21 protein-coding genes and 1 tRNA gene are annotated in these 23,468 nt (G+C 32.8%); 11 read left to right on the forward strand and 11 right to left on the reverse strand.

All coding sequences use genetic code 11. The features are described 5' to 3' along the window. Positions 1-2 precede the first annotated feature (2 nt). The 4 genes from LS73_RS05300 to LS73_RS05315 all read right to left on the reverse strand — a co-directional run bounded on the left by LS73_RS05300 (position 3) and on the right by LS73_RS05315 (position 4,193). Entirely contained in the window at positions 3-818 is an 816-nt protein-coding gene (locus LS73_RS05300; protein ID WP_052089548.1) for an outer membrane beta-barrel protein, read from the reverse strand. Then, positions 815-2,428, reverse strand: coding sequence for a GspE/PulE family protein (locus tag LS73_RS05305; protein ID WP_034557604.1), 1,614 nt, complete (start codon positions 2,426-2,428; stop codon positions 815-817). The genes LS73_RS05300 and LS73_RS05305 overlap by 4 nt, the downstream gene beginning before the upstream one ends. A 191-nt stretch (positions 2,429-2,619) precedes the next feature. Then, a complete protein-coding gene (locus LS73_RS05310; protein WP_034557602.1) occupies positions 2,620-3,597 on the reverse strand; it encodes a hypothetical protein in 978 nt (325 codons plus the stop codon). Continuing rightward, entirely contained in the window at positions 3,594-4,193 is a 600-nt protein-coding gene (locus LS73_RS05315; protein ID WP_104692207.1) for a hypothetical protein, read from the reverse strand. Before LS73_RS05315 ends, LS73_RS05310 begins: the two co-directional genes overlap by 4 nt. A 136-nt stretch (positions 4,194-4,329) precedes the next feature. On the opposite strand from LS73_RS05315, the gene dapB reads away from it, so the two are divergent. The 5 genes from dapB to LS73_RS05340 all read left to right on the forward strand — a co-directional run bounded on the left by dapB (position 4,330) and on the right by LS73_RS05340 (position 10,683). Then, positions 4,330-5,109, forward strand: coding sequence for a 4-hydroxy-tetrahydrodipicolinate reductase (gene dapB, locus LS73_RS05320; RefSeq protein ID WP_034558000.1), 780 nt, complete (start codon positions 4,330-4,332; stop codon positions 5,107-5,109). Between the two features lie 22 nt (positions 5,110-5,131). Beyond that, complete coding sequence (locus LS73_RS05325; protein ID WP_034558001.1) at positions 5,132-5,611, forward strand: hypothetical protein; 480 nt, start codon at positions 5,132-5,134, stop codon at positions 5,609-5,611. Positions 5,612-5,616: 5 nt separating this feature from the next. Beyond that, a complete protein-coding gene (locus tag LS73_RS05330; RefSeq protein ID WP_104692206.1) occupies positions 5,617-8,853 on the forward strand; it encodes an efflux RND transporter permease subunit in 3,237 nt (1,078 codons plus the stop codon). Between the two features lie 144 nt (positions 8,854-8,997). After that, positions 8,998-9,771: an ABC transporter permease gene (locus tag LS73_RS05335; RefSeq protein WP_104692205.1), complete on the forward strand. Its 774-nt coding sequence runs from the start codon at positions 8,998-9,000 to the stop codon at positions 9,769-9,771. A gap of 9 nt (positions 9,772-9,780) precedes the next feature. Then, positions 9,781-10,683: an ABC transporter ATP-binding protein gene (locus LS73_RS05340; protein ID WP_052089590.1), complete on the forward strand. Its 903-nt coding sequence runs from the start codon at positions 9,781-9,783 to the stop codon at positions 10,681-10,683. A gap of 22 nt (positions 10,684-10,705) precedes the next feature. On the opposite strand, the gene LS73_RS05345 is transcribed toward LS73_RS05340, so the two are convergent. The 5 genes from LS73_RS05345 to LS73_RS05365 all read right to left on the reverse strand — a co-directional run bounded on the left by LS73_RS05345 (position 10,706) and on the right by LS73_RS05365 (position 15,149). Further along, a complete protein-coding gene (locus LS73_RS05345) occupies positions 10,706-11,419 on the reverse strand; it encodes a carbonic anhydrase family protein (RefSeq protein ID WP_034558166.1) in 714 nt (237 codons plus the stop codon). A gap of 103 nt (positions 11,420-11,522) precedes the next feature. After that, on the reverse strand, positions 11,523-12,503 hold the full coding sequence (locus LS73_RS05350) for an NAD(P)H-dependent glycerol-3-phosphate dehydrogenase (RefSeq protein ID WP_034557886.1): 981 nt from the start codon (positions 12,501-12,503) through the stop codon (positions 11,523-11,525). A 1-nt stretch (position 12,504) separates the two neighbouring features. Then, positions 12,505-12,933, reverse strand: coding sequence for a hypothetical protein (locus LS73_RS05355; RefSeq protein WP_052089589.1), 429 nt, complete (start codon positions 12,931-12,933; stop codon positions 12,505-12,507). A gap of 508 nt (positions 12,934-13,441) precedes the next feature. Next, entirely contained in the window at positions 13,442-13,882 is a 441-nt protein-coding gene (locus LS73_RS05360) for a Dps family protein (protein WP_034557885.1), read from the reverse strand. A 34-nt stretch (positions 13,883-13,916) separates the two neighbouring features. Then, positions 13,917-15,149 (reverse strand): 1-deoxy-D-xylulose-5-phosphate reductoisomerase, encoded by a 1,233-nt coding sequence (locus LS73_RS05365; protein ID WP_034557883.1) that lies wholly within the window; start codon positions 15,147-15,149, stop codon positions 13,917-13,919. A gap of 149 nt (positions 15,150-15,298) precedes the next feature. On the opposite strand from LS73_RS05365, the gene LS73_RS05370 reads away from it, so the two are divergent. Further along, the gene (locus LS73_RS05370) at positions 15,299-15,658 is read left to right on the forward strand and encodes a Fur family transcriptional regulator (protein ID WP_034557881.1); all 360 of its coding nucleotides are present in this window, start codon (positions 15,299-15,301) and stop codon (positions 15,656-15,658) included. Positions 15,659-15,839: 181 nt separating this feature from the next. On the opposite strand, the gene LS73_RS05375 is transcribed toward LS73_RS05370, so the two are convergent. Next, positions 15,840-15,917, reverse strand: a tRNA-Met gene (locus LS73_RS05375). A 116-nt stretch (positions 15,918-16,033) separates the two neighbouring features. Next, positions 16,034-17,185, reverse strand: coding sequence for an FtsW/RodA/SpoVE family cell cycle protein (locus LS73_RS05380; protein WP_052089588.1), 1,152 nt, complete (start codon positions 17,183-17,185; stop codon positions 16,034-16,036). Positions 17,186-17,295: 110 nt separating this feature from the next. Here LS73_RS05380 and topA point away from each other — a divergent pair, with 110 nt between their 5' ends. The 5 genes from topA to LS73_RS05405 all read left to right on the forward strand — a co-directional run bounded on the left by topA (position 17,296) and on the right by LS73_RS05405 (position 23,442). Then, positions 17,296-19,644 carry a type I DNA topoisomerase gene (gene topA, locus LS73_RS05385; protein ID WP_081955551.1) on the forward strand — a complete coding sequence of 783 codons (2,349 nt, stop codon included), beginning with the start codon at positions 17,296-17,298 and terminating at the stop codon, positions 19,642-19,644. Between the two features lie 254 nt (positions 19,645-19,898). Continuing rightward, a complete protein-coding gene (gene panD / locus LS73_RS05390) occupies positions 19,899-20,291 on the forward strand; it encodes an aspartate 1-decarboxylase (RefSeq protein WP_034558162.1) in 393 nt (130 codons plus the stop codon). A 20-nt stretch (positions 20,292-20,311) separates the two neighbouring features. Next, positions 20,312-20,617 (forward strand): YbaB/EbfC family nucleoid-associated protein, encoded by a 306-nt coding sequence (locus LS73_RS05395; RefSeq protein ID WP_034557878.1) that lies wholly within the window; start codon positions 20,312-20,314, stop codon positions 20,615-20,617. Positions 20,618-20,624: 7 nt separating this feature from the next. Continuing rightward, positions 20,625-22,271 carry a DUF7488 domain-containing protein gene (locus LS73_RS05400; protein ID WP_233708796.1) on the forward strand — a complete coding sequence of 549 codons (1,647 nt, stop codon included), beginning with the start codon at positions 20,625-20,627 and terminating at the stop codon, positions 22,269-22,271. 73 nt (positions 22,272-22,344) lie between these two features. Continuing rightward, the gene (locus LS73_RS05405; protein WP_034557876.1) at positions 22,345-23,442 is read left to right on the forward strand and encodes a sensor histidine kinase; all 1,098 of its coding nucleotides are present in this window, start codon (positions 22,345-22,347) and stop codon (positions 23,440-23,442) included. The last annotated feature ends 26 nt before the right edge of the window (positions 23,443-23,468 follow it).

Raw genomic sequence — 23,468 nt, forward strand, 5'->3', positions numbered from 1 at the left:
CCTTAAAACTTATAGCTATATGCTATGTATGGGCTAAAATCAATTAGCACTCCATTGTTGTCTATTGTTAGGCTTTGAGTGGGTAGTAATTTTATACCAATCTCGAACTTATTCTTATGGGTTATTGTTATTGTTGCGCCACCTTGCACAGTTACATTTGCACCCCATGCATATTTTGATATGGTTCCATTTGATAATATCATAGGTGTTTTGTTGTCAAAATATACAAGAACACCAGCTCCTACTCCAATGAAGAATCCAAATGTATTTCTATATGTTTTATCCATAAAGAAATCAATCAAAATATCAATACCTAGCGAGGCTAAAATCATTGTTCCGGAATATTTGGGAATATTTTGTATTCTTTGTAGTTCACCTTTATTAAGAGTTGCTATGGCTAGATTATCATTTGTAAAGTCAAGTCCAAAATATCCTCTAATGCCAATATAACTATCAAGATAACTTATCATGCCTCCCCTAATTCCAAACCCAGAGCTTATGATATTTACTTGCGGGCTGTTTTCATTTGAGCGATTTATTGAGGCTATGTTGTAAGATACTAGTATATAGTAACCATCGCGTTTAATACTTTCTTGTTTTAGAAGTTGATTTTGGGTTTTATTCTTTGCAATTTTTGGCTTATTTAGCACAGGCTGCAATAACTTAACTTGTTCTTGTGTATAGCTTTTTTTATTTAGTAATCCATTATCATTATCTTGAAAATCTATTGCATTTGCATGTAGCCATATAGAACATAGCAATGCAGAGTATATTAGCAAGTAATTTTTAATTGGTATCTTGCACATAGATATTATCATATTAGACTTTCTTCATAACAGATCTTTCCTTGCTCAAACAATTCTTTTGCTTGTTGTTTTAGGCTAATAAATCCATGCTTAGAATCTTGATGTAAAAGATTTCCTCTTAAGAAATCTTGCATAATTTCGGAATCTATGATTTCTTGAATTAGGATTCTCTTTCCAAATCCTTGATAATAGCAATGCATACAACCCTTAGATATGGATTTTCCCTCTACCTTGCACTTTTGGCAAAATGTTTTAAGAAGCCTTTGCGAAATAATACAGCTTATTGTTGATTCTAGTAAATACTGTTTTGCGCCTAAATCCTTTAACCTAGCTATACTTGATAGGCAGTCATGGGAATGTATGCTAGCTAGCACTAAATGCCCAGTCAATGCGGCTCTAAGCGCGCTATCCATGGTAGCACTATCTCGTATTTCACCTATCATAATCACATCTGGATCTTGTCTTAAAATATGCTTTAAAGCCATTGAAAAACTTAAATTTTCGCTAACTTGACATTGAGTAATGCCCTTGATGTGTTGCTCTACTGGATCTTCTATAGTTATAATTTTTCTTGTCCCATCGTTAAGGAATCTTATGCAGTTGTATAGTAAAGTGCTTTTACCGCTACCAGTAGTACCACTTACAAGAATGAGACCGCTCTTCGTAATCAAATGCTTTTTTAGCGATTCTGTTATGTGTTGTTGTAAATTTAGGGAATCTAAACTAAGAAATCTTTGCGAATAATTGGGAATCCTAAGCACTACGCTTTCGCCATCTAATGCTGGGAAGCATGAGACCCTAATATCGCAATTTTTTTGATGAGGAAACAATATATTAGAGGAATCTTCTATACATTTGTAAAGGTTTTTAAATAATTCTGTATTAAATAGCCCTTGAATGCTAAAGTGCCCATCTTGTGGTATTTTCTTTTCTGTTATATCTAAGTGGCAAAGTAATTTTATCTTTTGAGTAAGTTTATAAAATAGATTTTCATTGAGGTTTATGATGTGTAACAAATTTCCTTCAATACGTAAGCAAAGTGAGCCAATTTTTTCTTGTAGGGTAATGTGAATATCGCTTACATTATATATAACGCATAGTGAAATCAGATTCACAATCAAATCTTCGTGTAAGTCTCCTTTATCTAATTGGTGTTTAATTGTTAAGCAAAAGTTGATTTCATGCAAGAATTTTTGTGTGCATATGTACAATGAGACACCACATTTAGGATAATGTCTATTTATTTTCTCTTGTAATTCAGTTTGATTAGATATATCAAGAGGCTCTTGCAATATCACACAAATATTTTTAAGATTATCGCTAAAAAATATAATGTGTGGAAGCAGAATCTGCTTTGCTTTCATAATAGAAAATATATGCCCTCTATTTCTTTTTAATAATGCTATCCCACGAGATTGTATATGGTTAGCTAGGAATGTAGATTCTATATATCCATGTGCCTCCATAAATTTATGAAAGATTAGGTTTTTATCCCATATCATATTGCATAAAAAATTTATCAATTCTACTCTCTGAGAAGAATCTAATGTTTCATATATGTAATGTGTAGGCATGTATGGATTTTTTATAATTTGTGCTTGGAGTGATTGAATGCTATTCATTGTAGACTTTCTTTTAAGCTATGGAATCAATATTTATTTTAGGATTGTGCTTTTGGCTTGTATTATAACAAATTGTTTACCTAGTTAAGTTTTAAATTTCTTAAATATTCCTAGCTTTATATTATGCTATATTGGCTAGCTTAGAATACATTATGCATTGTATGACTTTCAATTTCCTATATACTTAACCCTTAATGCCAAAATATTTTTTTCCCAATAAACTTTGTTGCAATCTTATTAATCAATCTTAGCACATATTGCTGTCTGCCATTAAATACGCCTTCAAATATTGCTTTATCAATTTTCTCATCAACGCTTATTTGACTAGGTGCTACAAGAGGAAATTTTAGCTCGTAGTTTGGTAGGGTAGCAAAAATGGATTCATCTTTAGTATGTGTAGCATCATCTCTATTAAACCCTATATTGCGAATCATAGAGTTTTTAGGCTGTATGCTTATCATATTGTATTTCCAGCTAGTATATGTAAGTGGATAATCCCAAGTATCAATTTCGTTTGCGATATATTTGCTAAAGATTCTATACCAGTATTTTCTTTCTCTATGATTACAAAACCTCATCTTTTGGAAATATAGCTCAAAGTCCTTAATCTCGCGTTCATATCTAGCCCATCTATTTGCCCAGCTAGCCCAGCCCCAAATATGCGCATATTTTGAGAAAAAGTAATCCTCTTTCATTCTGTGTTTTGTTTTTGGAAGTATATCTAGCCCACTCCAGCCTGCTATTAATAATATATTTTTCATTTCTTTGTATGTTTCTAATAGCTCATCGCAAAATCTAAAGAAACTAAGATTTGGCAGACAATCATCTTCTATAATAATACCTTGTTCTTCGTTATCAAAAAACCACGAAATAGCAGAGCTAACGCCCATTTTACAACCATGATTAGAATCTAAAAAGCGAGTTTTTACTTCGCATTGGTTATTGATTGTATGAAGCATATATTCTCTTACTCTTGCTACCTTATCGCTTTCTAATTCATTATTGGAATCTTTTTTACCTACTCTTGCTCCATCGCTTGCTAGATATATCCTAGATGGATTTGTTTTTAGGATTTGTGGTAGAGTTTGTTTTACTGTGTCAAGTCTATTAAATGTTAGAAAGAGTATCGGAGATTTGCATTGATAGCCTTTTTTTGACACTTCATTCATACAGACTCCTTTTTGGGAGTGCTATATGCTTTTCTTTTAAAAAATGAGTGTAAATATATACTGTTGTGGATTCTATGATATGAGCTGTTATTGATATAGACAGTATTATTTGATTGGTTTGCTCTCCCCATTATGTAGCGAATCACACGCTTATTTATACTATTTCCAAGTTTTTTTGGAAGTTTTGCAATGCTTTTTGCTAATGTCTTTTGTCTTATTTCTAGTTCAAATTTTCTAATTCTATTAAAGGCTAAATTTGATTCTATTATCTCATATGGATAGCCTAGTGGCAAGGAGTTATTTATAGTTTTTGAATTATAGATATTTCCATACTCATCACAATGTGTTCTGCTTGAATCAAATCCTATCTGTTCGATTAGCGAATGCGATGACAGTAAATTTAAATCCCTATGATTAGCACCACATGGGTTAATATAGTCTATATCTTCTTTTGAAACATTCTTCTTAGATCCGTCTGAATATATGAACAGTTTGCTTTGTTTGCTTAGGATATTGTTTGATAGTGCTTGCAGGGTTTGTATAGTATGATTAAGGCGATTGTAGGTGAATAGTAAAATAGGGGCTAACTCTTTCATTTTGCTCCTTGAAAATTATTGATTACTTGATGTTAAATTATAGCTTATTATACGAATTCTAATACAGCAGGTCGCATTTAATGATATTTAGTTTGTGATATAATTAAGCTAGATAATAATTCAATAAGGAGAGGCAATGTTAGATGTGGGAATCTTTGGTGCGACAGGCAGAGTAGGCAAACTATTGATAAATGAAATTATCCTAGATAAAAAGTCTCATCTATCAAGCGTTTATGTTCGCAATGAATTGCAGTATGACATTCCATCAAATACATTTATAACAAGTGATATGTCATCTTTTGTAAAGACTAGTCGAGTTATTATTGATTTTTCAAGTGCAGAGGCTACACAATTACTATTAGAATCTATATTAGAGGTGCATTCAAATAATGAAAATGTTCCAGCATTAGTTATTGGTACAACGGGGTTAAGTTCCAATCAACAAGATTTGCTTTCTAAAGTAAGTAAAATTGTGCCTATCCTTTACTCAAGTAATATGAGTTTTGGTGCAGCTTTGTTGAATAGAATTGTAGCCTTGCTAAGCAATAAGTGGCGTGATTGCGAAATAGAAATTACAGAAATTCATCATAGATATAAAAAAGACGCACCATCAGGGACTGCACTAAGCCTTGCTAATAGCGCGCTTAAAGAGCGCAACTTGGATTCTAGTCATTTGAAATTTGGTAGAGAAGGTATAGCCTTAAGAAGCAAAGATGAGATTGGGATTTTAAGTCTTAGAGGGGGAGATTTAGTTGGTAGACACACAGTTGGATTTTATGGTGATGGAGAATGCTTAGAGCTTACTCATACTGCTACTTCTAGGTTAACATTTGCTAAGGGGGCACTTAAAGCAGCGTTTTGGATTGTTGATAAACCAAGTGATTTGTATAGTATGTCCGATATGTTTGAATTGTGAAGTATGCTTATCGGGAGGAAAAATGTATAAGGAATATTTTGGAGATATTTTAGTTAGACATGCCAAAGAGATAATAGAGCATTTATTAGAATTTAGAATACATTTTTATTTGCAATGCAATGTAGATAAAGTAAGCTTTGAGCCATCATTACCAGAAGAGATTGTAGCTAGCTTTCAGCCACTAATTGACTTTGTGCTAGCAGGTTATACATTTGATAGTATTGAGATTTGGGATAATCAAATATGCTTTGAAGCAGGTTTTGGTAAAGAAAACTTTGGAAGCATTGTTAGCGTGCCATTCTCTGCAATAGTTCAGATTATTATCCCTACTCAAGATAGAATAGTGCGCGATATATGTGTTTTTATTAATACTGTAAGCCTATTAGAGCTTGATATGAAAACCGATAAAATAAATGAGGAAACAAACCAAGAAGATGAGCTGCTAGCTAGCTCTAAGAACGCAATACTATCTAATCCAAATAACAAGTTCTTAAAGCATTAATTGCTATGAAGATTGTTGAATACAGCGTTAAGAATCCAGTCGTTGTTTTAGTTGGAGTGATTTTTCTCCTACTATTTGGTTATCTAGCATTAAGGCAAATGCCCTACTCCTTAACACCCAATATCACAAGACCAACTGTTAGCATCATAACTACTTGGAGTGGAGCTACCCCTTATGAGATAGAAAAAGAAATTGTGCAAAGACAAGAGAAATTCCTAAAGAATCTCCATAACTTAATTGCTATAACTTCTACTAGTAGAGAAGGTGTAGCTGTAGTGAATCTTGAATTTCAAATTGACACAGATATGAAAAAAGTGTTGTTAGATATAAATGCCAAGCTTTCTGAAGTGCGAGGTTATCCATCTAACATTGACAATCCTGTAGTCAAATCTACAGGGGAAAATATCGCTCCTGTTGCATATCTTTTCATCAAATCACGCACGAAGCAGTCCGTGAAGCAATTCTATACATATATAAGCGAGGATATAGTAAAGCTTTATGAAAGACTTGATGGCGTAGGTGCTGTTGATATTGTAGGAGGCGTAGCAAAGCAAGTTCAAGTTATACTAAATACTAAACAATTAGCATTTTATAATATCACTATAGAAGATGTAATGATGGCTATTCAAAGTCATAATATAGACGTCTCTGCTGGTAGTTTAGATTATGGTCAAAGAGCATATAGGGTGCGCACTATTGGTTTATATAAGGATATCCAAGATATATATAACACCATAGTAAAAACTAGCGATACACAAGTTGTATATCTTCGAGATATTGCTTCTGTTATTGAATCCTATGAATTATCTACAGTGCCAAATATGCACAATAATAATGAGACTATGTCCTTACAAGTGCGTCCAAGTGCTGATGCAAATGTATTAGACTTGATTGAACGTGTAAGAAATTTAACTATAAAATTAAATGAAGCCGAGTTAAGGGAGCATAATTTATATATAGACTGGGGTAGAGATAGTGCTGGTTTTATTAAAGATGCTATAGCTCTTGTTAAGCATGATATATTGCTTGGCATTATTCTAGCGGCTTTGGTGTTGTATGTGTTTTTGCGGAGTTTTTCTAGCGTTTTTGTTGTTAGTGTGATTATTCCTATTTCTATCCTTAGTTCATTTATTATCTTAAACTTCATCGATAGAAGCTTAAATGTTATATTACTAGCTGGCGTTAGTTTTGCTGTAAGTATGATTATAGATTCTAGCATTGTTGTGGTGGAGAATATCTATCGTCACTATGGTATGGGCAAGCGAATGTTTGAATCTTGCATAGATGGGACTAGGGAAGTGCTAGGAGCACTATTTGCTAGCACTATTACTACTGTGGCAATCTTTATTCCCATTATTGGATTAAAAGATGATGTAGGACAACTTTTTTCTGATATTGCACTAGCCTCTAGCTCTGCGCTTATATTGTCATTTATTATTTGCGTGATAGTTGTGCCTAGCTTGTATTATAGCCTTGCAAAATTCTTACATATAACTTATAAGCCTGATTCTAGCTCGCCACAGTCTGCCATATTAGTTAAACTAACTCAAATAATAAAAAGCATTTTATCTACGATTTTCCCAAAAAAAATATTTTCACCTAGATTAATTGTTAGGATAATGCACCCAAAGATTACTTTTGATTTATTGTTGCTTAGGATAGGGCAATTTCTGTTTAGAATCATAACCAAGCTTGTAGATCTCTGTCTTAGAAATGTATGGATGCGTATGATGTGTGTAGTATTTTTTATGGTTTTTAGCGTGTTTATTGTTATAGTATTTTTTCCTAAACTAGACTATTTGCCAAAGGGTAGCCAGAATTTCATAATTGCTTATGTCCAAACTCCAAATGGACTTAGCTATCAAGAAAGACTAGATATATTGCAAGAAATTTACAATTACCATGCTCCATATATGCTTAATAATGGTTTTAATGGAGATTCTAAATATCCAGCAATTAGAGATTTTTATGTTTCTGCAGGGACTACTAGCACATACTTTTATGTCATATCTGATGATACTAAGCGATATAAGGAATTAATCCCGCTTATGCGCAATAGCATAGATTCTATTCCTAATATTAGAGGCTCTGTTGTGGAGCAAGGAATATTTAGTAGTAGCGGGATTTCTGAAAATGTTGAAGTTAATATAGTAGGCTTTGATATGGATTCTATGCTTCATAGTGCTATGGTGTTTATGCAGTTAGCCAAAGAGCACTTACCCGGGGCTAGGATTCGCGTTTTTCCATCGCTTGATCTAGGCAATAGAGAAATTAATCTTTATCCAGATATGCGCGCTTTAGCTGTGAATGGACTAAATGTAAAAAGCTTTGGAAATATTGTTGATGTGGTTATTGGTGGGAAGAAAGTAAGCGATTTTCGCGATGAGCAAGGACGTATAATAGATCTAGTTTTGCAATCAGATAATATGACCCAAAGCCCAGAAGATATATTGTATTCACAGATTTATGCCCCATCAGGACGTATTATTCCGCTTAGTAGTTTGGCTGATATTCGTCAAGATATAGGGCTATCCCAGATTCGACATTTTGAGCAAAATAGAAATATTTTGTTATACATTAACCCACAATCCTCTATTCCGCTCCAAGATGTAATAGCAACTATAGATAATATAATCAAGCCTCAAATGCAAGCACAAAATGCATTAGGAGATAATAGAATTGTGCTTAGTGGCAATGCCAATAAGCTGCACAAGTTAGCCAAACATCTAAGTGGAGGGTTTATATTGGCATTGGTAATTACTTATTTACTTCTTGCTGCCTTGTATAGTAATTTTCTGTATCCAATCATCATTATTGTAACTGTGCCATTTGCTCTTGCAGGAGGCTTTATTGGGCTAAAATTTGTTGATACATATATTGCTAATCAGAATCTTGATGTGCTTACTATGCTAGGATTCATAATACTTGTTGGTTCTGTAGTAAATAATGCTATATTGATCGTGTATCAAAGCTTAATCAATTTGCGTGATGGTGGTATGAATGTGTATGATAGTGTATACAATGCGACCATTTCACGCATTCGTCCAATATATATGAGCATGCTTACAAGCCTCTTAGCACTCTCTCCTTTAGTTTTCTCAAGTGGAGCAGGCAGTGAGATATATCGCGGACTTGGAGCTGTGATTGGAGGAGGAATATTGGTTTCTACGGTTATTAGTGTATTTGTAATCCCATCTTTATTGCTTTTTACATTAAAGACTCCTAAGAACATTATTGTATAGCTTTATATAGTCTATATTATAGTGTATAAAGTTATAATATATGTAGCTTTATATTATTCATAACTAACTTAATATTTATTTATAACAATTAATAAATTAATATTAAAATGCTATTTGTTTAGTAGTTAATATCAAAGGAGCTTTATGGATTTCATTAAAGCTAGATTCTATAATGTCGTTGTCTTAGTTATTGTATTTTGGATATGGGATTTTTGTAGCACAGGAAATTTGTTTGGTATATCATTTTTTCAAAGCAATCATATTGTTCCAAGTCCAATTGAAGTTTTTTTGTATTTAAGTGAACTTGTTTCTACCAATATGCTTTTTTTACATATACAAGCAAGTCTATATAGATATGTATTGGGATTTGGAATTGGTGCAACTTTAGGCATTATTTGTGGTTTTGTATTATCGTTTTTCCCACGCTTCCTTAATGCCATAGAGCCTCTTATACAGATTTTGCGCCCTATCTCACCTATTGCATGGTTTCCTCTTATTGTGATTATTTTTGGGATAGGTGATAAGCCAGCTATATATATTATTTCTTATGCTGTTTTTTTTCCTATGTTGCTTTTAACATTAGTAAGTATTAAACAAATAGATCCAATCTACTACCAATCTATGGAAAACTTAGGTGCAAATAGAAAGGACATCTTTTTTCATGTAACACTTCCAGCTAGTTTTGTTGGAATCTCATCTGCATTAAAGCTTGGAGCAAGTCTTGCTTGGATTAATCTAGTTGTAGGAGAAATGGTTGGAGCACAAAATGGTCTTGGTTATATGATTATTGATTCTAGGAATTTGTTACAGACAGAGGGCATTATAGCGGCTATGCTTTGTATTGGCTGCATTGGATATATTATTAGCCTATGCTTTGAATGGTTTGATAAATTTATACAAAATAAATTAGGAAAATAAGGATACTTCATGAATATGGGTAATGAAATTGTCGTTTCGAATCTTACAAAGTATTATCAAGGTCATAAAGTGCTAGATTCTATTAACTTGTCAATTAAGAAAGGAGAATTTATCATGCTTCTAGGTAGGAGTGGCTGCGGCAAAACTACTTTACTTGATATTTTAGGTGGATTTGAGCCATTTCACTCTGGTTTTGTGCAGGTGCAAGGGCACCATGCAGGCAAGAGAGATGATATACTTAGTTTAGATTCCAATTCTGCTTTAAATAAGGCTAATGATTTGGAATTTAAACAGATAGGATTGCAATATTATGCTAAGCATTTGAAAGCAAAATTTAGATTTAAAAAGTTTCATCAAAGTTCTATATATCAAATTAAACCAAATAAAAAATGTATCAAGATTTTTCAAGAATATGCTCTTTTGCCATGGAAAAGCGCGCTTGATAATATACGTTTTGTTTTAAAGGCAAATAAAATTATTAATGAAGATTCTATAGCTATGAAATATCTCAAGATAGTAGGTTTAGATGAGCATGCTAATAAGTTTCCAAGTGCTCTAAGTGGTGGGCAAAAGCAAAGAGTAGCCATTGCTAGAGCAATGTGTCTAAAGCCAGATATTTTACTTCTTGATGAGCCTTTTTCTGCTCTTGATTATTTTATTAGAGAAAATTTACAAAAGCTTGTATTACATCTTTCAAGAAGTCTTAATATGACTGTTGTATTTGTAACTCATGATATTGATGAGGCGATTTTACTAGGCGATAGAATCATTGTCTTAAATAAAGGTAAGATTGTGCGTGAATTTGATAATACTAATAAGCCAATAAAAGATAGCAGAGATTTCTATCATTTAAAGGATAGTATAGCATTTGAATTACAAGGATTCGAAGAAATGGTAGAATATAATATTTAGTATAAGATTTGTTTGTATGTTTTTATTCTATGATCAATCGATCATTAATTTCTTGCGCATTTCTTGCATTTGATTTTGTAATACGCCGCATAGCGTCCACATGTGATTTTGTTACAGGCATAGTTTGCTTTAGCACAATCCATCTAACTCCTTGCGTGCATGGTGGGACTGTTAGAGAACCATCAAATTGGTAAGATGAAAGATCTTTTGGAAGAAGAGCGTTTACATCTATATTGCTTAGGAAATATGCCTTACCGGGCTCATTTGGAAGGTTTCTTACTAATGTAGTAAGCATGGAGCTAGAGAGACCCTCCGTAAAAAATATGGACATGATTAATATATCGCCGTTGGAATCTTTATGGAAGAGTTGGGCTTCCATGATTTCGCGATTTGAGTTAATCATATTTTCCGCTGGTGTCTTAAAGCGAATTAATTCTAATTGATATTTCTTATTATTTATTTCTAATATGCTGCCCCTTGGGTAGCTTATTTGAAAACTGTGCTGCTCAATACTAATATTTACTCCCTTAGCCATGACATATTGCGTTGTGAATTTTGTTGCTTCTGATTGTTGAGCTTGCCTTGGAGATATATTGATTGGAGATTGTTGATTGCCTAGCTTACATCCTAAATAGAGCGGATTATTTTGCCATTTATCTTGTGGTAACTTTCTGCCCTCATAGCTCCAATCTGTATCCTTTGCAAAGCAAAATGATGTTAATAAACAATAAAACATAAATCCATAAAATATATAGCAATTAGGAAAACTAAACTTGATGTGAATCAAATTTTTAGATTCAGTCTTTTTTTGTTTAATTACCAATGTAGAAAGACAATTATTAAAGCTGATCATTTTCACAACCTTGACTTTGCAGTAGCTTTCTTAGACTCATTTGGACATCTCCCCCATCTAGTATCATTTGCACTTCATTTGCTATTGGAGTGTGTATATTATTTCTATGGCTAATTTGCGTAATTGATTTTGCGCTATATACTCCCTCTGCGACCTCTCCTAGTTCATCTAAAATATCCTTTAACTTCTTGCCTTTTGCTAGTCCAAACCCTACTCTATAATTGCGAGACATTGTAGAACTTGATGTAAGAAATAAATCTCCGCTACCAGATAATCCTATGAATGTCTCCTCTTTTGCATTAAAAAACAAACCAAAGCGAGTCATCTCCACAAGCCCTCGTGATATTAGCGATGCTTTTGCATTATTGCCTAACTGCAATCCATCGCAAATTCCGCTAGCAATAGCAATAACATTTTTATATGCTCCTGCAATTTCTGCACCTATAACATCATTTCGTATGTATATCTTCATAAAGTCTGGAAAGCAATCTGCATAATCCTTTGCAAGAGAGGCATTTGTAGAATGAATTACTAACGCGCATGGTAACCCATCCTTAACCTCATTAGCAAAGCTTGGTCCAGCTAGGTAACATAAATTATCTTTTGAAAAATATTCTTCTAGTATATTGCTAACAAATGCCCCGCTTTCTCTCTCTATGCCTTTGCTAGCAGCTAAGATTTTTACATCATTCTTGATTTTTTGTAAGCCTTGATTCTTGCGTAGAAATTCTCGCAAGAACGCGCTAGCAATAGCGATTAAGCATAATGGCTGTATAGATTTGTTGTATACATCTATAAAGTTTTCATAGTTTAGCTGAACTGCTTTAGTGTTATATATTTGGTTAGTGCCGTATTGATTCATGTCTAAACTTCTGCGAGATAGAACAAAGACATTGTTATTCAATGATAGGCATGATGTTAAAGCCATTCCCCACGCACCACCGCCAAATATAAATATATCCTTCATATTAATAACCTAATTCCATAAGTAGATGTTTGTTTTTAATTGATTCTATATTGCGATTTAATCTTTGTTTTTCCTCAAGCAAGAGCTCCTTTTCTGCTTGAAGTTTAGCAATACTACGACTTATGTAATATATATTGTTAGACACATATATCTTTGGTAAAAAGATGCTTAAAATTAATCCTAGTAATAGAAACGCAATTAGCAAATTAAACTTGCCTAGCCCATCGCCTTTAGGAATAGATATTTTTACTAGTTCTTCTTTTTCGTCATTCGATATTCTAGTAGCATAGTTAGCATTTTGTGTATTGGGCATATTTAAATCTGTTGCATTAGAATTCTTAATATCAAAGTCCCTAATATTAGACGATATGTTGGAAATTCCAATATCCGTATTTAGTGTGTTGTTATTTGTGATAAGAGCTTTTTGCATATTATTCCTTAAATCTAATCTACAACAATTATTCTAAGTTTGTATTGCTATAAACCTTAACTAGCTTAGCATTGTATCATACTCACACAGTAAATCCTAGCAAAATTCAAAGCTATCACTTGTCAAACGAATGATATAGGATTGATAAATTTATAAATAGGTAATGATTTTAGTGATGTCTATGTTTTTATATTTGATTTATTCTAATTTTAATTAAAATAGAAATTACTTTTTGATATTGCAAAAACTTTTATAAAATCTTACATTATTTTAATTTGATTAGATTTGAAAATTATAAGATATATAGTGTTTGTTGTAATATGGTCTATGAAGTCATTGTAAATAAAAATACTAAATCTATTTACTTAAGTTTTTAAATGTTTAATCTAAAATTTATGTATATCAAAGGCTTAAGCATTCAACTTAGTAGTTCTTACTTAAGTTAAGAAATCTTAAGTCCTTTTATTGTTATCCATAATATTATCTATGTCGTGTGCAAAAACTTAAATTAAGCTAGCTGTGATTCTAACATCCATATTGCTTTTTCTAGGAATGCAATTTGAGAATCAGCATAACCTTGTGTAGCTACATCATCTTGCCCAGAAGCAACCTTTGATAGCTCTTTGAACGTTTTTAGGAAATATCTATAATCTTCTAACACAGCCCTTAAGATTGTTTCAGACTTAAAGTTAGTGCTAGAATCTTCCTTAATCTTAGCAACTTTAACAACATCAGCTAATGTTACATAGGGAGTAGAACCTAATTGAATGATTCTTTCTGCTAAATCATCAAATATGTCAGAAAATGTATCATATATTTCCTCTGTTGCCTTATGAACTTGTGGAAAATCCCTACCTTTTACATTCCAGTGAAAATTATGTAATTTCATAAAGAAGACTAATGAATCTGCTTGCAATTGTTTCAGAATTTCAACTTGGTTATTATTCATAATAATGCCTTTAATTAAATTTGGTTAGGAAATATTAACATGTTTTATTTATATTATTGGTTTTTAATAAAAAATATGCAAGTTTGCCGGCTTCTTTATGTAACTCTAGTATATCCTCTAGCCTTTTTATACTAAGATATTGTTTCATAAAATGCTCTAGAATTTGTGCTAAAACCTCACTAAATGCTCCAAATGCGATTTTGCCCTCTAAGAATAGATTTTGTAAGATTTCGTTACCTGCGTTTAGAACTATTCCTAATTGTGGAGTTGCAAGCAATGCGTCTTTATAAGCCCATAATGGATAGCGATTTATATCGATTTCTTGGAAGCAAATGCGAGCAAAGTCTTGTAATTTTAGTGTTTGCATATCAAATCTCTTTTTAGCTTTCTCTAGATTCATGCTATATGCTAGTGGTATTCTCATATCATTTGGGCTAAGTAGTGCTGATATGATTCCATTTGGATATTCTACTAATGCATGCACAAGTGAGCTTCTCTCAATTATTGCATCAATATCAGTTGTATTAAATAACCAATAAGATTCAATGATTTCATATAGTTTATTAACAAATGTTGCTGAATCTATGGTGATTTTTTGCCCCATGCTCCATGTTGGATGTTTTAGGACATCTTGCAATGAAGCGTGTTTTATCTTATGTATTGGCATATCGCGAAGTGCTCCCCCTGAGGCTGTTATAATTAGTTTATCTGGTTTTGTTTGATTAGGGTTGCTATGTAGCAAATACCATAGACTAAAGTGCTCACTATCCACAGGGAAAATACTATAACTAGTTGCTTTTAGATTTGGCACTTCATCTAGCTTATCTAACTTAGAATCTAGGGAATCCAATGGCTTTATTTGATTTATTTCTTGCGTTTTTTGAATGACATTATCTATTAGTGCTCCAGCAATGACTAGGGATTCTTTGTTGGCTAAGATTAGCTTTTTGTTTAGTTTTAGTGTCTCAAGGCTAAATGGTAATCCTGCAAAGCCAATAACAGAATTTAATATATGTTTTGATTGACATTTGTGAATCATGTTACAAATTTCCTTGCTTCCTACAAATACTTCACAATCCCTAGCTTGCAATTTCGATAAATACTTATCGCTTGAGATTCCTATGAATCTTGGAGAGAATTGCTCTATTTGATTATTAAGTAAAGATATATTGTTGCCACATACTAAGGCTTCTATCTGCATACCAAATTGCTTGGCAATCTTTAGAGCATTAACGCCTATGCTACCTGTACTACCCAATATAACCACGATTCGCCTTTGATTTAGAATAATTTGTAATTGTAATAGTAAAATGACAAAATTTGTTATAATTGTGAATTTTCCATACAGCATTATGCTGTTAGTGGTTTCATAATGACTTTATTTCTTTTCAATAATGAATCTATTAGGAGGGATCTATGAATTACATTGCCATACTAAAGGAACATAACATATCAATCACTGATTTAAGGCTCGACATGCTTGATATTTTATCTCGTGCTACAAAGCCCTTAAGTCTTGAAGATTTTGATTTCCATGCTAATAAGACTACTTTCTATCGTAATATGGAGTTATTTGAAAAAGAAGGCATAGTTACTAGAACAGAAATTAATAGAAGATTCTTTTACGAATTAGCAGAAAAGACAAATGCACATTTTGTTTGTGATGTGTGCCATAAGATTACTGACTTTACAATGCCTGAAGTTGGAAGTTACGAATCAAAGGGCAGAATTAAGAGTTTATTAGCAAAGGGGATTTGTCAAGACTGCGATAGTTAGGATTGTTAAAGAGCTATATTGCTAATATTTGACTATCAATATATTTTAATTGCATATTGAAATATATTAAATTGACTTTTTGTAAATTTAGTATTTTTATACAAAACTAATGCTGTTGAGTATTTTGAAATGTTATTTTGAGCATTTTTAGTGAGATATTAAAATGTGATAATAGTTGTAGTGGTGTCAAGGGGGGGACTTGAACCCCCGACCTCCGGCTTATGAGACCAGCACTCTAAACCAGCTGAGCTACCCTGACTTAGCGATACACCTTAGCCATACAGCCATACTTGGATTAATAAACCAAGGCGACAATTCTAACCAAATATATTATAAAAGTCAATAACTTAAGTTTAGTTTGCAATAATTTTGCGCTTAACTAGAGTTTGATAATATATTTAGCTTTTTGCTAGGCTTATTTTGATTAAAATTAAATCCAAATCTAAATGTAATGACATTTTCAAACATTGCTATCAGAATAATAAATGTAACAAAACTACTTCCGCCATAGCTAAGAAGAGGTAAGGGGATGCCAACTACTGGGGCCAACTCAATAGTCATAGCAATATTTACAGCTGTATAGATAAAAAATAGCATAGCAAGTGAACTTGCAATAACTTTTATAAAATAATCTTTAGTATCTAAAAAGCAAAATGAGAGCAAATGAACTACAATTAATCCATATAATCCAATTAATAAGCAAGAACCAACGAATCCAAATCGCTCTGCAAAATGAGCAAATATAAAATCGCTAGTTGCAATCGGGAGAAATTTTAATATGGCTTGTGTGCTTTCTGTTTTGGACCTGCCAGCAATACCTCCACTTCCTACGGCAATTAAGCTTTGTTGAACTTGTGAACTAGTATTTCCACTAACAAGTTTCATGATTCTATCAATCTGATAGGGCTTTAGAATAAACTTAAATGCAATTGGCGAAAATAATAACATAAATACAATACAACTTATCCATATCTTCTTATGCACACCAATTACAAAGAGCATACCATATCCCATAAAAAGCACAATAATAGCACTTCCTAAATCAGGCTCAATGAGTATAAGCCCAAATGGCAAAAGTATAAAAAAGCTTATCTTGCAAAACTCTATCCAACCATAACCATCTATTGGAGGAGGATTTCTATTAATGTAATGAGCTAAAAAAATAACAATTGCAATTTTTATTGGTTCACTTGGTTGGAGTGAGAATCCTCCTATATTAATCCAACGTTGTGCACCTAGCTTGGTAGTGCCTATAAATTTGACTGCTAAAAGCAATAAAATACAAATCCAATAAAAGGCTACAATGCCCTTGTGTGTGTAGCGAATTGGCATAAAAAAGACGAATAAAAATATAAATATGCTCAAAAAGCAATAGCCCATCTGCTTAAGTAGCAAAGCTTGTGAGGTTTCGCTTAGTAAATATGAGCTTAATAGTATAATAGGGAGAATAAGTAGAATGAGAATGTAGTCAAAATGTGTGCTAATCCTTGAGCCAAAGAGCAAAGTAATATCCTTAATTTTTATCATAATTATAATCTTAAAATATGTTGATTTCATAAAATCTAGCTATAAATCTGTGATAAAATCCACCAACTTTGTTGTTTTATAGTGAGCAATAAGAATATCAAAGGAATATCATGGCAGCTAGGGTAGTTAAAAAACAATCAAATAAAAAAGAAAAAAATAAAAATACAGGAACCAAAAATCTCATCATTGTAGAATCTCCAGCAAAAGCCCGCACAATCAAGAACTTTTTAGGCAATGAATATGAGGTAGTCGCGTCCAAAGGGCATATAAGAGACTTGCCTAAAAGTAGATTTGGAATTACTATTAAGGATAAGCACTTTGTTCCTACTTACAGCATAGCAAATGATCACGCTGAAATCGTTAAAAAGATTCAAGAGCTACATAACAATTCAATATCTACATATATTGCTACTGATGAAGATAGAGAGGGTGAGGCTATTGGTTATCATATCATAGAGGCATTGCATGGCAAGATTGAGGATTTTCCTCGTATTGTGTTTCACGAGATTACTAAGAGAGCTATTGTCAACTCGTTAGAAAATCCTAGAATCATAGATATGAATAGAGTTAATGCGCAGCAAGCAAGAAGACTATTAGATAGAATCGTAGGTTTTAAATTAAGCGGGCTTATATCTCAAAAGATTGGTAAGGGGCTTAGTGCGGGTAGAGTTCAGTCTAGTGCTCTAAAAATATTAGTAGATAGGGAAAGGGAGATTAGGGAATTTGTTCCTAAAGATTACTTTTTAATAGAAGGAAAAATTAACAACTATTCTAAGAGTTTGAACAATCAAGCTGAAAACCCTACAAGCAGCAGATCTACAAAGATAGCTAAAGATGCTAAGCCTTCCAAAGATAACATAAACAATGATGTGATAATCTTTGATTTGGTAAAGTTTGCAGACAAAAAGATAGAGAAATTAAGTTTATTAGATGAAGAAGAAGCACAAAATATTGTGAAGTCTCTACACATGGAAAACAGCACTAGTGGATTTATTGTTAGCTCTATTACAAAAAAGCAGCGCACAACAAAGAGTCCACCCCCATTTATGACTTCTACCTTGCAACAAGCAAGTTCAAATTTATTAAGTTTTTCTCCTACTCGCACAATGAGCATAGCCCAAAAACTTTATGAGGGGGTAAAGACAGATCAAGGATTATTTGGTGTTATCACATATATGAGGACTGATAGTCTTAATGTTGCAAAAGAGGCAATAGATAATGCTAGGGAATTTATCCTTGCTAATTTCGGACATGAATATCTACCTTCTAAGCAAAAGATATATACTGCAGAGCAAAAAGGAGCCCAGGAAGCCCATGAGGCTATTCGTCCAACAAATCTAGCTTTTACTCCAGAGATTGCTAAGACTTATTTAGCTCCTGATGAGCTAAAGCTATACACTCTAATTTTTCATCGTTTTATTGCTTCCCAAATGAAAGATGCTATTTTTGAGAGTTTAAATATCATCGTTACAGGTAAGAATAGCGAGTTTAAAATCTTAGGCAGAAAATTACTATTTGATGGATTTCATAGGATTGTGGGCGATGCGGATAAAGACAAGTTGCTACCTGACTTCCGTGAAAATGAAAAGATAGTTTTTGATGAAATATTAGATATTAAAAAAACTACCGAGCCACCGAGCCACTATTCTGAGGCAGGGTTAATCAAAGTTCTAGAGAGTTTGGGGATAGGTAGACCTAGCACTTATGCGCCTACTATGAAGTTACTTGTAGATAGAAGCTATGTTGCATTAGAGAATAAACGTTTAGTTGTGCAAGATATTGCATTTAATGTTATATCGATGCTTGAATCATATTTTCAGGAAATTGTTGATAGTGGTTTTAGTGCTGGACTTGAAAGTAAGCTTGATGATATTGCTAGCCATAAACTTGAATGGGAAGATGTGTTATGGGATTTCTATGAGCCATTTATGGAAAAGATAGCGCGAGGCAAGGAGAACATTCAATCCCAAAAGATAGTTATTCAAACAGGTGAGATCTGCCCATCATGTGGTAGCAATCTTGTAATTAGAAATGGGCGATATGGAGAATTTACTGCTTGCTCTAATTATCCTAAGTGTAAGTATATTAAGAGAGATAAAGAAGATGAAATAAGCAATGAGGTTTGCGAAAAGTGTTCCTCTCCTATGCAGGTTAAAGTTGGTAAAATGGGCAAATTTCTTGCTTGTAGTGCATATCCTAAGTGTAAGAATACAAAGTCTTTGCAGCAAGTAGAATCTCTTGGCGTAGCATGTCCAAAATGCGGTGGAAATATTGTAGCTAGATTCTCTAAGAGAGGAAGCTTTTATGGTTGCTCAAACTATCCATCTTGTAAGCTTATTTTGAATAACAAGCCTACAAATGAAAAATGTGAAAAATGTGGTGGAATCTTGTGTTTACATAAGACCAAAGAAAATGTAAAAGTATGCGCAGATTGTAAAAATAGTGTGAGTTCAGATTAAAGTATGTTAGAATACTTCCATTTTCTATTCATCATGTAGCATCAGTATTTGCGATAATGGAGTTTAAGGATTATTCAGTGGCACAGCAAGAACCAAATGAGGTTATGTCTCCCAAATCAAATACATATAAACAAGACATAAGCATTAGTAAGACTGGAGACGGTGAATCTAAAATTATCACTAAAGTCAATGAAAATAAAAAGACTAAAACCAAAAAGACAAAAAAAGACATTGCAGATAAATATCAAAAAAATATTCGAGCTGATTTTTTATATGCTAAGATTCATCGTGCTAGAGTTACTGACTCAAATCTCAATTACATAGGCTCTATTAGCTTAGATTCTGGCCTTATGAAAGCTTCTGGAATATTAGAAGGAATGAAAGTAGAGATTTTAAATATTAATAATGGTGAACGATTTTCTACTTATGCTATCAAGGCTAATTCTAGTCAAGATAATACTAAAGGCGATGAGAAATATAAGGCAGCTACTGTATGTTTAAATGGAGCAGCTGCTAGAAAAGTGCAAACAGGCGATATAATTATTATTATTGCCTATGCAAATATCAAGATAAAACATGCTAGCAAGATAAAGCCAAGAGTGGTTTTTGTTGATTCTGACAATATGATTACAGAAATACAAGAATAAATTATTCTAAGGAGATATTTATGTTTGATCCCAAAGATTTGCAAAACCTCTTAGGCTCAATGCAAGAGCAGGTTAGAGAAATGGAAGAAAAGGCAGAGAAAAAAATCATTCAAACGAAAAGTGGGGGTGGATTAATAGATGTGAAATTCAATGGCAAAGGTGAACTAGTTGATATTAATATCGATGATGAACTTTTGCAGGATAAACAAGCATTGCAGCTTTTGCTTATTAGTGCTTTAAATGAGGGTTATAAGCAAATAGAGGATAGCAAAAAAGATAATATTATGGAACATATTAAGAGTCTTAACCTATTCAATTATAAGTGAGAAATTTATGAAGAAAATACCTTTTATCTTAATGCGATTTTTATTTGTATGTGCAAAGGTATTGAATCTACAAAAGAGGTTAATTATACTTTGTATTGTATTTTTACAGCTTTATGCTAATGAGCTTGAGCATGAGCTTAACAAGTCAGGCAATAGGATTCCATCTACCATTCGAGATTCTGATAATACTGCAGATTCTCGAGATATTCAGGTTGTGGAAAAAGATGGCATGCTTTATAGCAATAACCAAGAGGTTATTGATTTATTTGATAAAAGTGTCGCTGAAGAGAGTATTGATTATAGCCACTGTGCCGAATATTATAAACATGCTAGCGTTAATCTTGGCAATGGAATTTATGCTATAGCACTAAAAAATGGCTCAATCATAGGATATAGCAAGATTAGACCTAAGAGCAGTAAAGTTAAAAAGTATGATCAGTTTAGCGGGTTATTTTCGGTTGGTGGTTCAGCCTTAAAGATGGCTTATGAGTTATCCGATATTGATGAATATGCGTTGAATAGGGAGCTTGCTAGCACAGGGATAAGAGGCTCGAGACCGGGCAGATTCCAGAAACATCAATCAAATTTCTTGGATTATGCCAAGTTTTCAGCTCCTACACAAAAAAACGGAGTTATAAGTAATATATGTTATAAAATTTATGGTTTGGGAGTTGGTGGACATGAATTTATTGAGAAAAAATATATTGATAGATTCCTAAGTCAAGATGAGGTATATTATGGTGATTTGGGAGTAAGATTTGAGGTGCTAAATCCTCAAGATGCTACATTTGGTGTAAAGTTTGCAGATCCATTTTTTCCAAATAATCCTTTTAAAAGAGGTGATGTGCTAGTGTCAATTAATGACAAAGCACCTAAAGATTTGGGAGATTTAGAATGGATTGTTGCGACATTACCGCTTGGTGAAGAAGCTGTTGTAAAGATTCGAAGAGGAAATGAAGGTATTATGCATACATTTAGGGTTAGGGTTGATAAGAGATTTGGAGGAATGCTTTTGCCTGATAGTTTTCTAGAGAGATTTAATGTATCTATATCTAATGATTTTGTAGTTCAGAAAGTTCCATCTAGTGGAGCGTTCTCTAAGCTTAAAAATGGAGATAAGATTATATTTATCAATAATATTGATATGAGGCAATTTAATGTTAAAAGCACAGCAGAGAGAAACCAACTCTTTCAAGAATTATTTACAAAAATACAAGGACAACAAGTTGATGCTCTTGCTTTATGGCAAGATGAAGAAAAACATAGAAATCAAGCAAGAACTATTAATAATGATATTTTAGCCCAGTTTCAAAGTAAGGAAAGCTCCACTAATAAAAATGGGTTTTATAGGCAATTAAGTGATAGTATGGACAATTTTATTAATGCAGAAGTAATGCCTAGAGAATATACTTCAAACGCAAATAAATCACAAGATGATTTCAATTTGGAATCCTTTAGAGGAGACGAGATTTTGCGTGATTCTGATACTAAGAGTATGAGAACTATTTATGATATTTATGATTCAAGGAGTGAAACTAAGTCTAAAGATAAAAAAGACAGTATAAAGGAATATGACATATTGCAAAAGCATGGTTTAGGTATCAATTTCTTAGTTGATAGGAAAGGATTTCAATTCAGAGTTCCCTTAGAGTAGATATAGCTTATTATTTGTTTTAAATATTGATTTAATTTTATGATGATTGAGAAGTTTAGGCAAAGGATATTCTATGAATAGGGCAAAAAGATCTCGCAGTAATAAGAAAAAGCAGTTATACCAACAACAACAGTTAAGTAAGAATTCAATATCTTTGGAAAATCTTGCATACTCGAATATTCAAGACACATTTGAGCTAGAGTTAGGAGATACTCAATCATTACTAAATTTATTGCACGAATTAATATTGCAAAGCTATAAGATTGAAAAGGAATTTAAAGACTTTAAAGCCCTTATAGAATCTGTGCTTGAAATGATACCTCAAGCTGTGCTTGTATTTAATGAAAATGGAAGTTTGTTTTACCAAAACAAAAAGGCAAGTAGACTTAATGGGCTCTTAGATGTTGATTATAGCAATATGCTTGAAACTGAAGTAAAGATTGATAACTCCATATATCTATTGCAAAGTTCTCATGTATCTCATAAGCAAATTATCACCGCAACAAATATCACCGAACAAAAAAGACAAGAGAGGCTAGCTAGCATGGGGCAAGTAAGTGCACATCTAGCGCATGAAATACGCAATCCAATTGGATCATTGTCTTTGCTTGCTGGTGTGCTTAGCAAGAGGGTAGATTCTGATAGTATTGAAATTGTTAACGAAATGAAGAAATCTATATGGCGAGTTGAACGTATCATTAAGAGCACATTATTATTTTCTAAAGGTGTGCAAGCAAATAAACAACAACACCAATTTAATGACTTTAAGCAGAGCTTGCGACAGGTAATTAATGAGTATGGATTCACTAAAGAGATTGATTTTTCATTTACTATACAGGACAGGAGTTTTTTAGTTGATTTCTCATTATATGAGATTGCACTTCACAATATGCTATGTAATGCTATTGACGCTATTGAAGAAGGAGATTGTGAACGTGGAGAGGTTATTATAGATTTCTTTCAGGATAATGGTATGGCAATTTGCAGAATCTATGATAATGGTAAAGATATTGATGATATTAATTCTCTATTTGAAGCCTTTAAGACAACAAAGCTAAAGGGACATGGCTTAGGCTTAGCCCTATCTCAACAGATAGCCTTAGCTCATGATGGTGAGCTATGTGCTAATAATATTGAAAAAAAATACTTTGAGATTCGCATTCCTTTGTAATCTATGTGTTAGTTATTATTTTTTGC

Source organism: Helicobacter muridarum, from assembly GCF_000765805.2.
GTDB classification, from domain to species: domain Bacteria; phylum Campylobacterota; class Campylobacteria; order Campylobacterales; family Helicobacteraceae; genus Helicobacter_A; species Helicobacter_A muridarum.

Excerpts from the sequence above, each read along its gene's own strand:
- LS73_RS05300 (WP_052089548.1), bottom strand. The coding sequence starts at position 818 with ATGATAATATCTATGTGCAAGATACCAATTAAAAATTACTTGCTAATA.
- LS73_RS05305 (WP_034557604.1), bottom strand. The coding sequence starts at position 2,428 with ATGAATAGCATTCAATCACTCCAAGCACAAATTATAAAAAATCCATAC.
- LS73_RS05310 (WP_034557602.1), bottom strand. The coding sequence starts at position 3,597 with ATGAATGAAGTGTCAAAAAAAGGCTATCAATGCAAATCTCCGATACTC.
- LS73_RS05315 (WP_104692207.1), bottom strand. The coding sequence starts at position 4,193 with ATGAAAGAGTTAGCCCCTATTTTACTATTCACCTACAATCGCCTTAAT.
- dapB (WP_034558000.1), top strand. The coding sequence starts at position 4,330 with ATGTTAGATGTGGGAATCTTTGGTGCGACAGGCAGAGTAGGCAAACTA.
- LS73_RS05325 (WP_034558001.1), top strand. The coding sequence starts at position 5,132 with ATGTATAAGGAATATTTTGGAGATATTTTAGTTAGACATGCCAAAGAG.
- LS73_RS05330 (WP_104692206.1), top strand. The coding sequence starts at position 5,617 with ATGAAGATTGTTGAATACAGCGTTAAGAATCCAGTCGTTGTTTTAGTT.
- LS73_RS05335 (WP_104692205.1), top strand. The coding sequence starts at position 8,998 with ATGGATTTCATTAAAGCTAGATTCTATAATGTCGTTGTCTTAGTTATT.
- LS73_RS05340 (WP_052089590.1), top strand. The coding sequence starts at position 9,781 with ATGAATATGGGTAATGAAATTGTCGTTTCGAATCTTACAAAGTATTAT.
- LS73_RS05345 (WP_034558166.1), bottom strand. The coding sequence starts at position 11,419 with ATGTTTTATTGTTTATTAACATCATTTTGCTTTGCAAAGGATACAGAT.
- LS73_RS05350 (WP_034557886.1), bottom strand. The coding sequence starts at position 12,503 with ATGAAGGATATATTTATATTTGGCGGTGGTGCGTGGGGAATGGCTTTA.
- LS73_RS05355 (WP_052089589.1), bottom strand. The coding sequence starts at position 12,933 with ATGCAAAAAGCTCTTATCACAAATAACAACACACTAAATACGGATATT.
- LS73_RS05360 (WP_034557885.1), bottom strand. The coding sequence starts at position 13,882 with ATGAATAATAACCAAGTTGAAATTCTGAAACAATTGCAAGCAGATTCA.
- LS73_RS05370 (WP_034557881.1), top strand. The coding sequence starts at position 15,299 with ATGAATTACATTGCCATACTAAAGGAACATAACATATCAATCACTGAT.
- LS73_RS05380 (WP_052089588.1), bottom strand. The coding sequence starts at position 17,185 with ATGATAAAAATTAAGGATATTACTTTGCTCTTTGGCTCAAGGATTAGC.
- topA (WP_081955551.1), top strand. The coding sequence starts at position 17,296 with ATGGCAGCTAGGGTAGTTAAAAAACAATCAAATAAAAAAGAAAAAAAT.
- LS73_RS05395 (WP_034557878.1), top strand. The coding sequence starts at position 20,312 with ATGTTTGATCCCAAAGATTTGCAAAACCTCTTAGGCTCAATGCAAGAG.
- LS73_RS05400 (WP_233708796.1), top strand. The coding sequence starts at position 20,625 with ATGAAGAAAATACCTTTTATCTTAATGCGATTTTTATTTGTATGTGCA.
- LS73_RS05405 (WP_034557876.1), top strand. The coding sequence starts at position 22,345 with ATGAATAGGGCAAAAAGATCTCGCAGTAATAAGAAAAAGCAGTTATAC.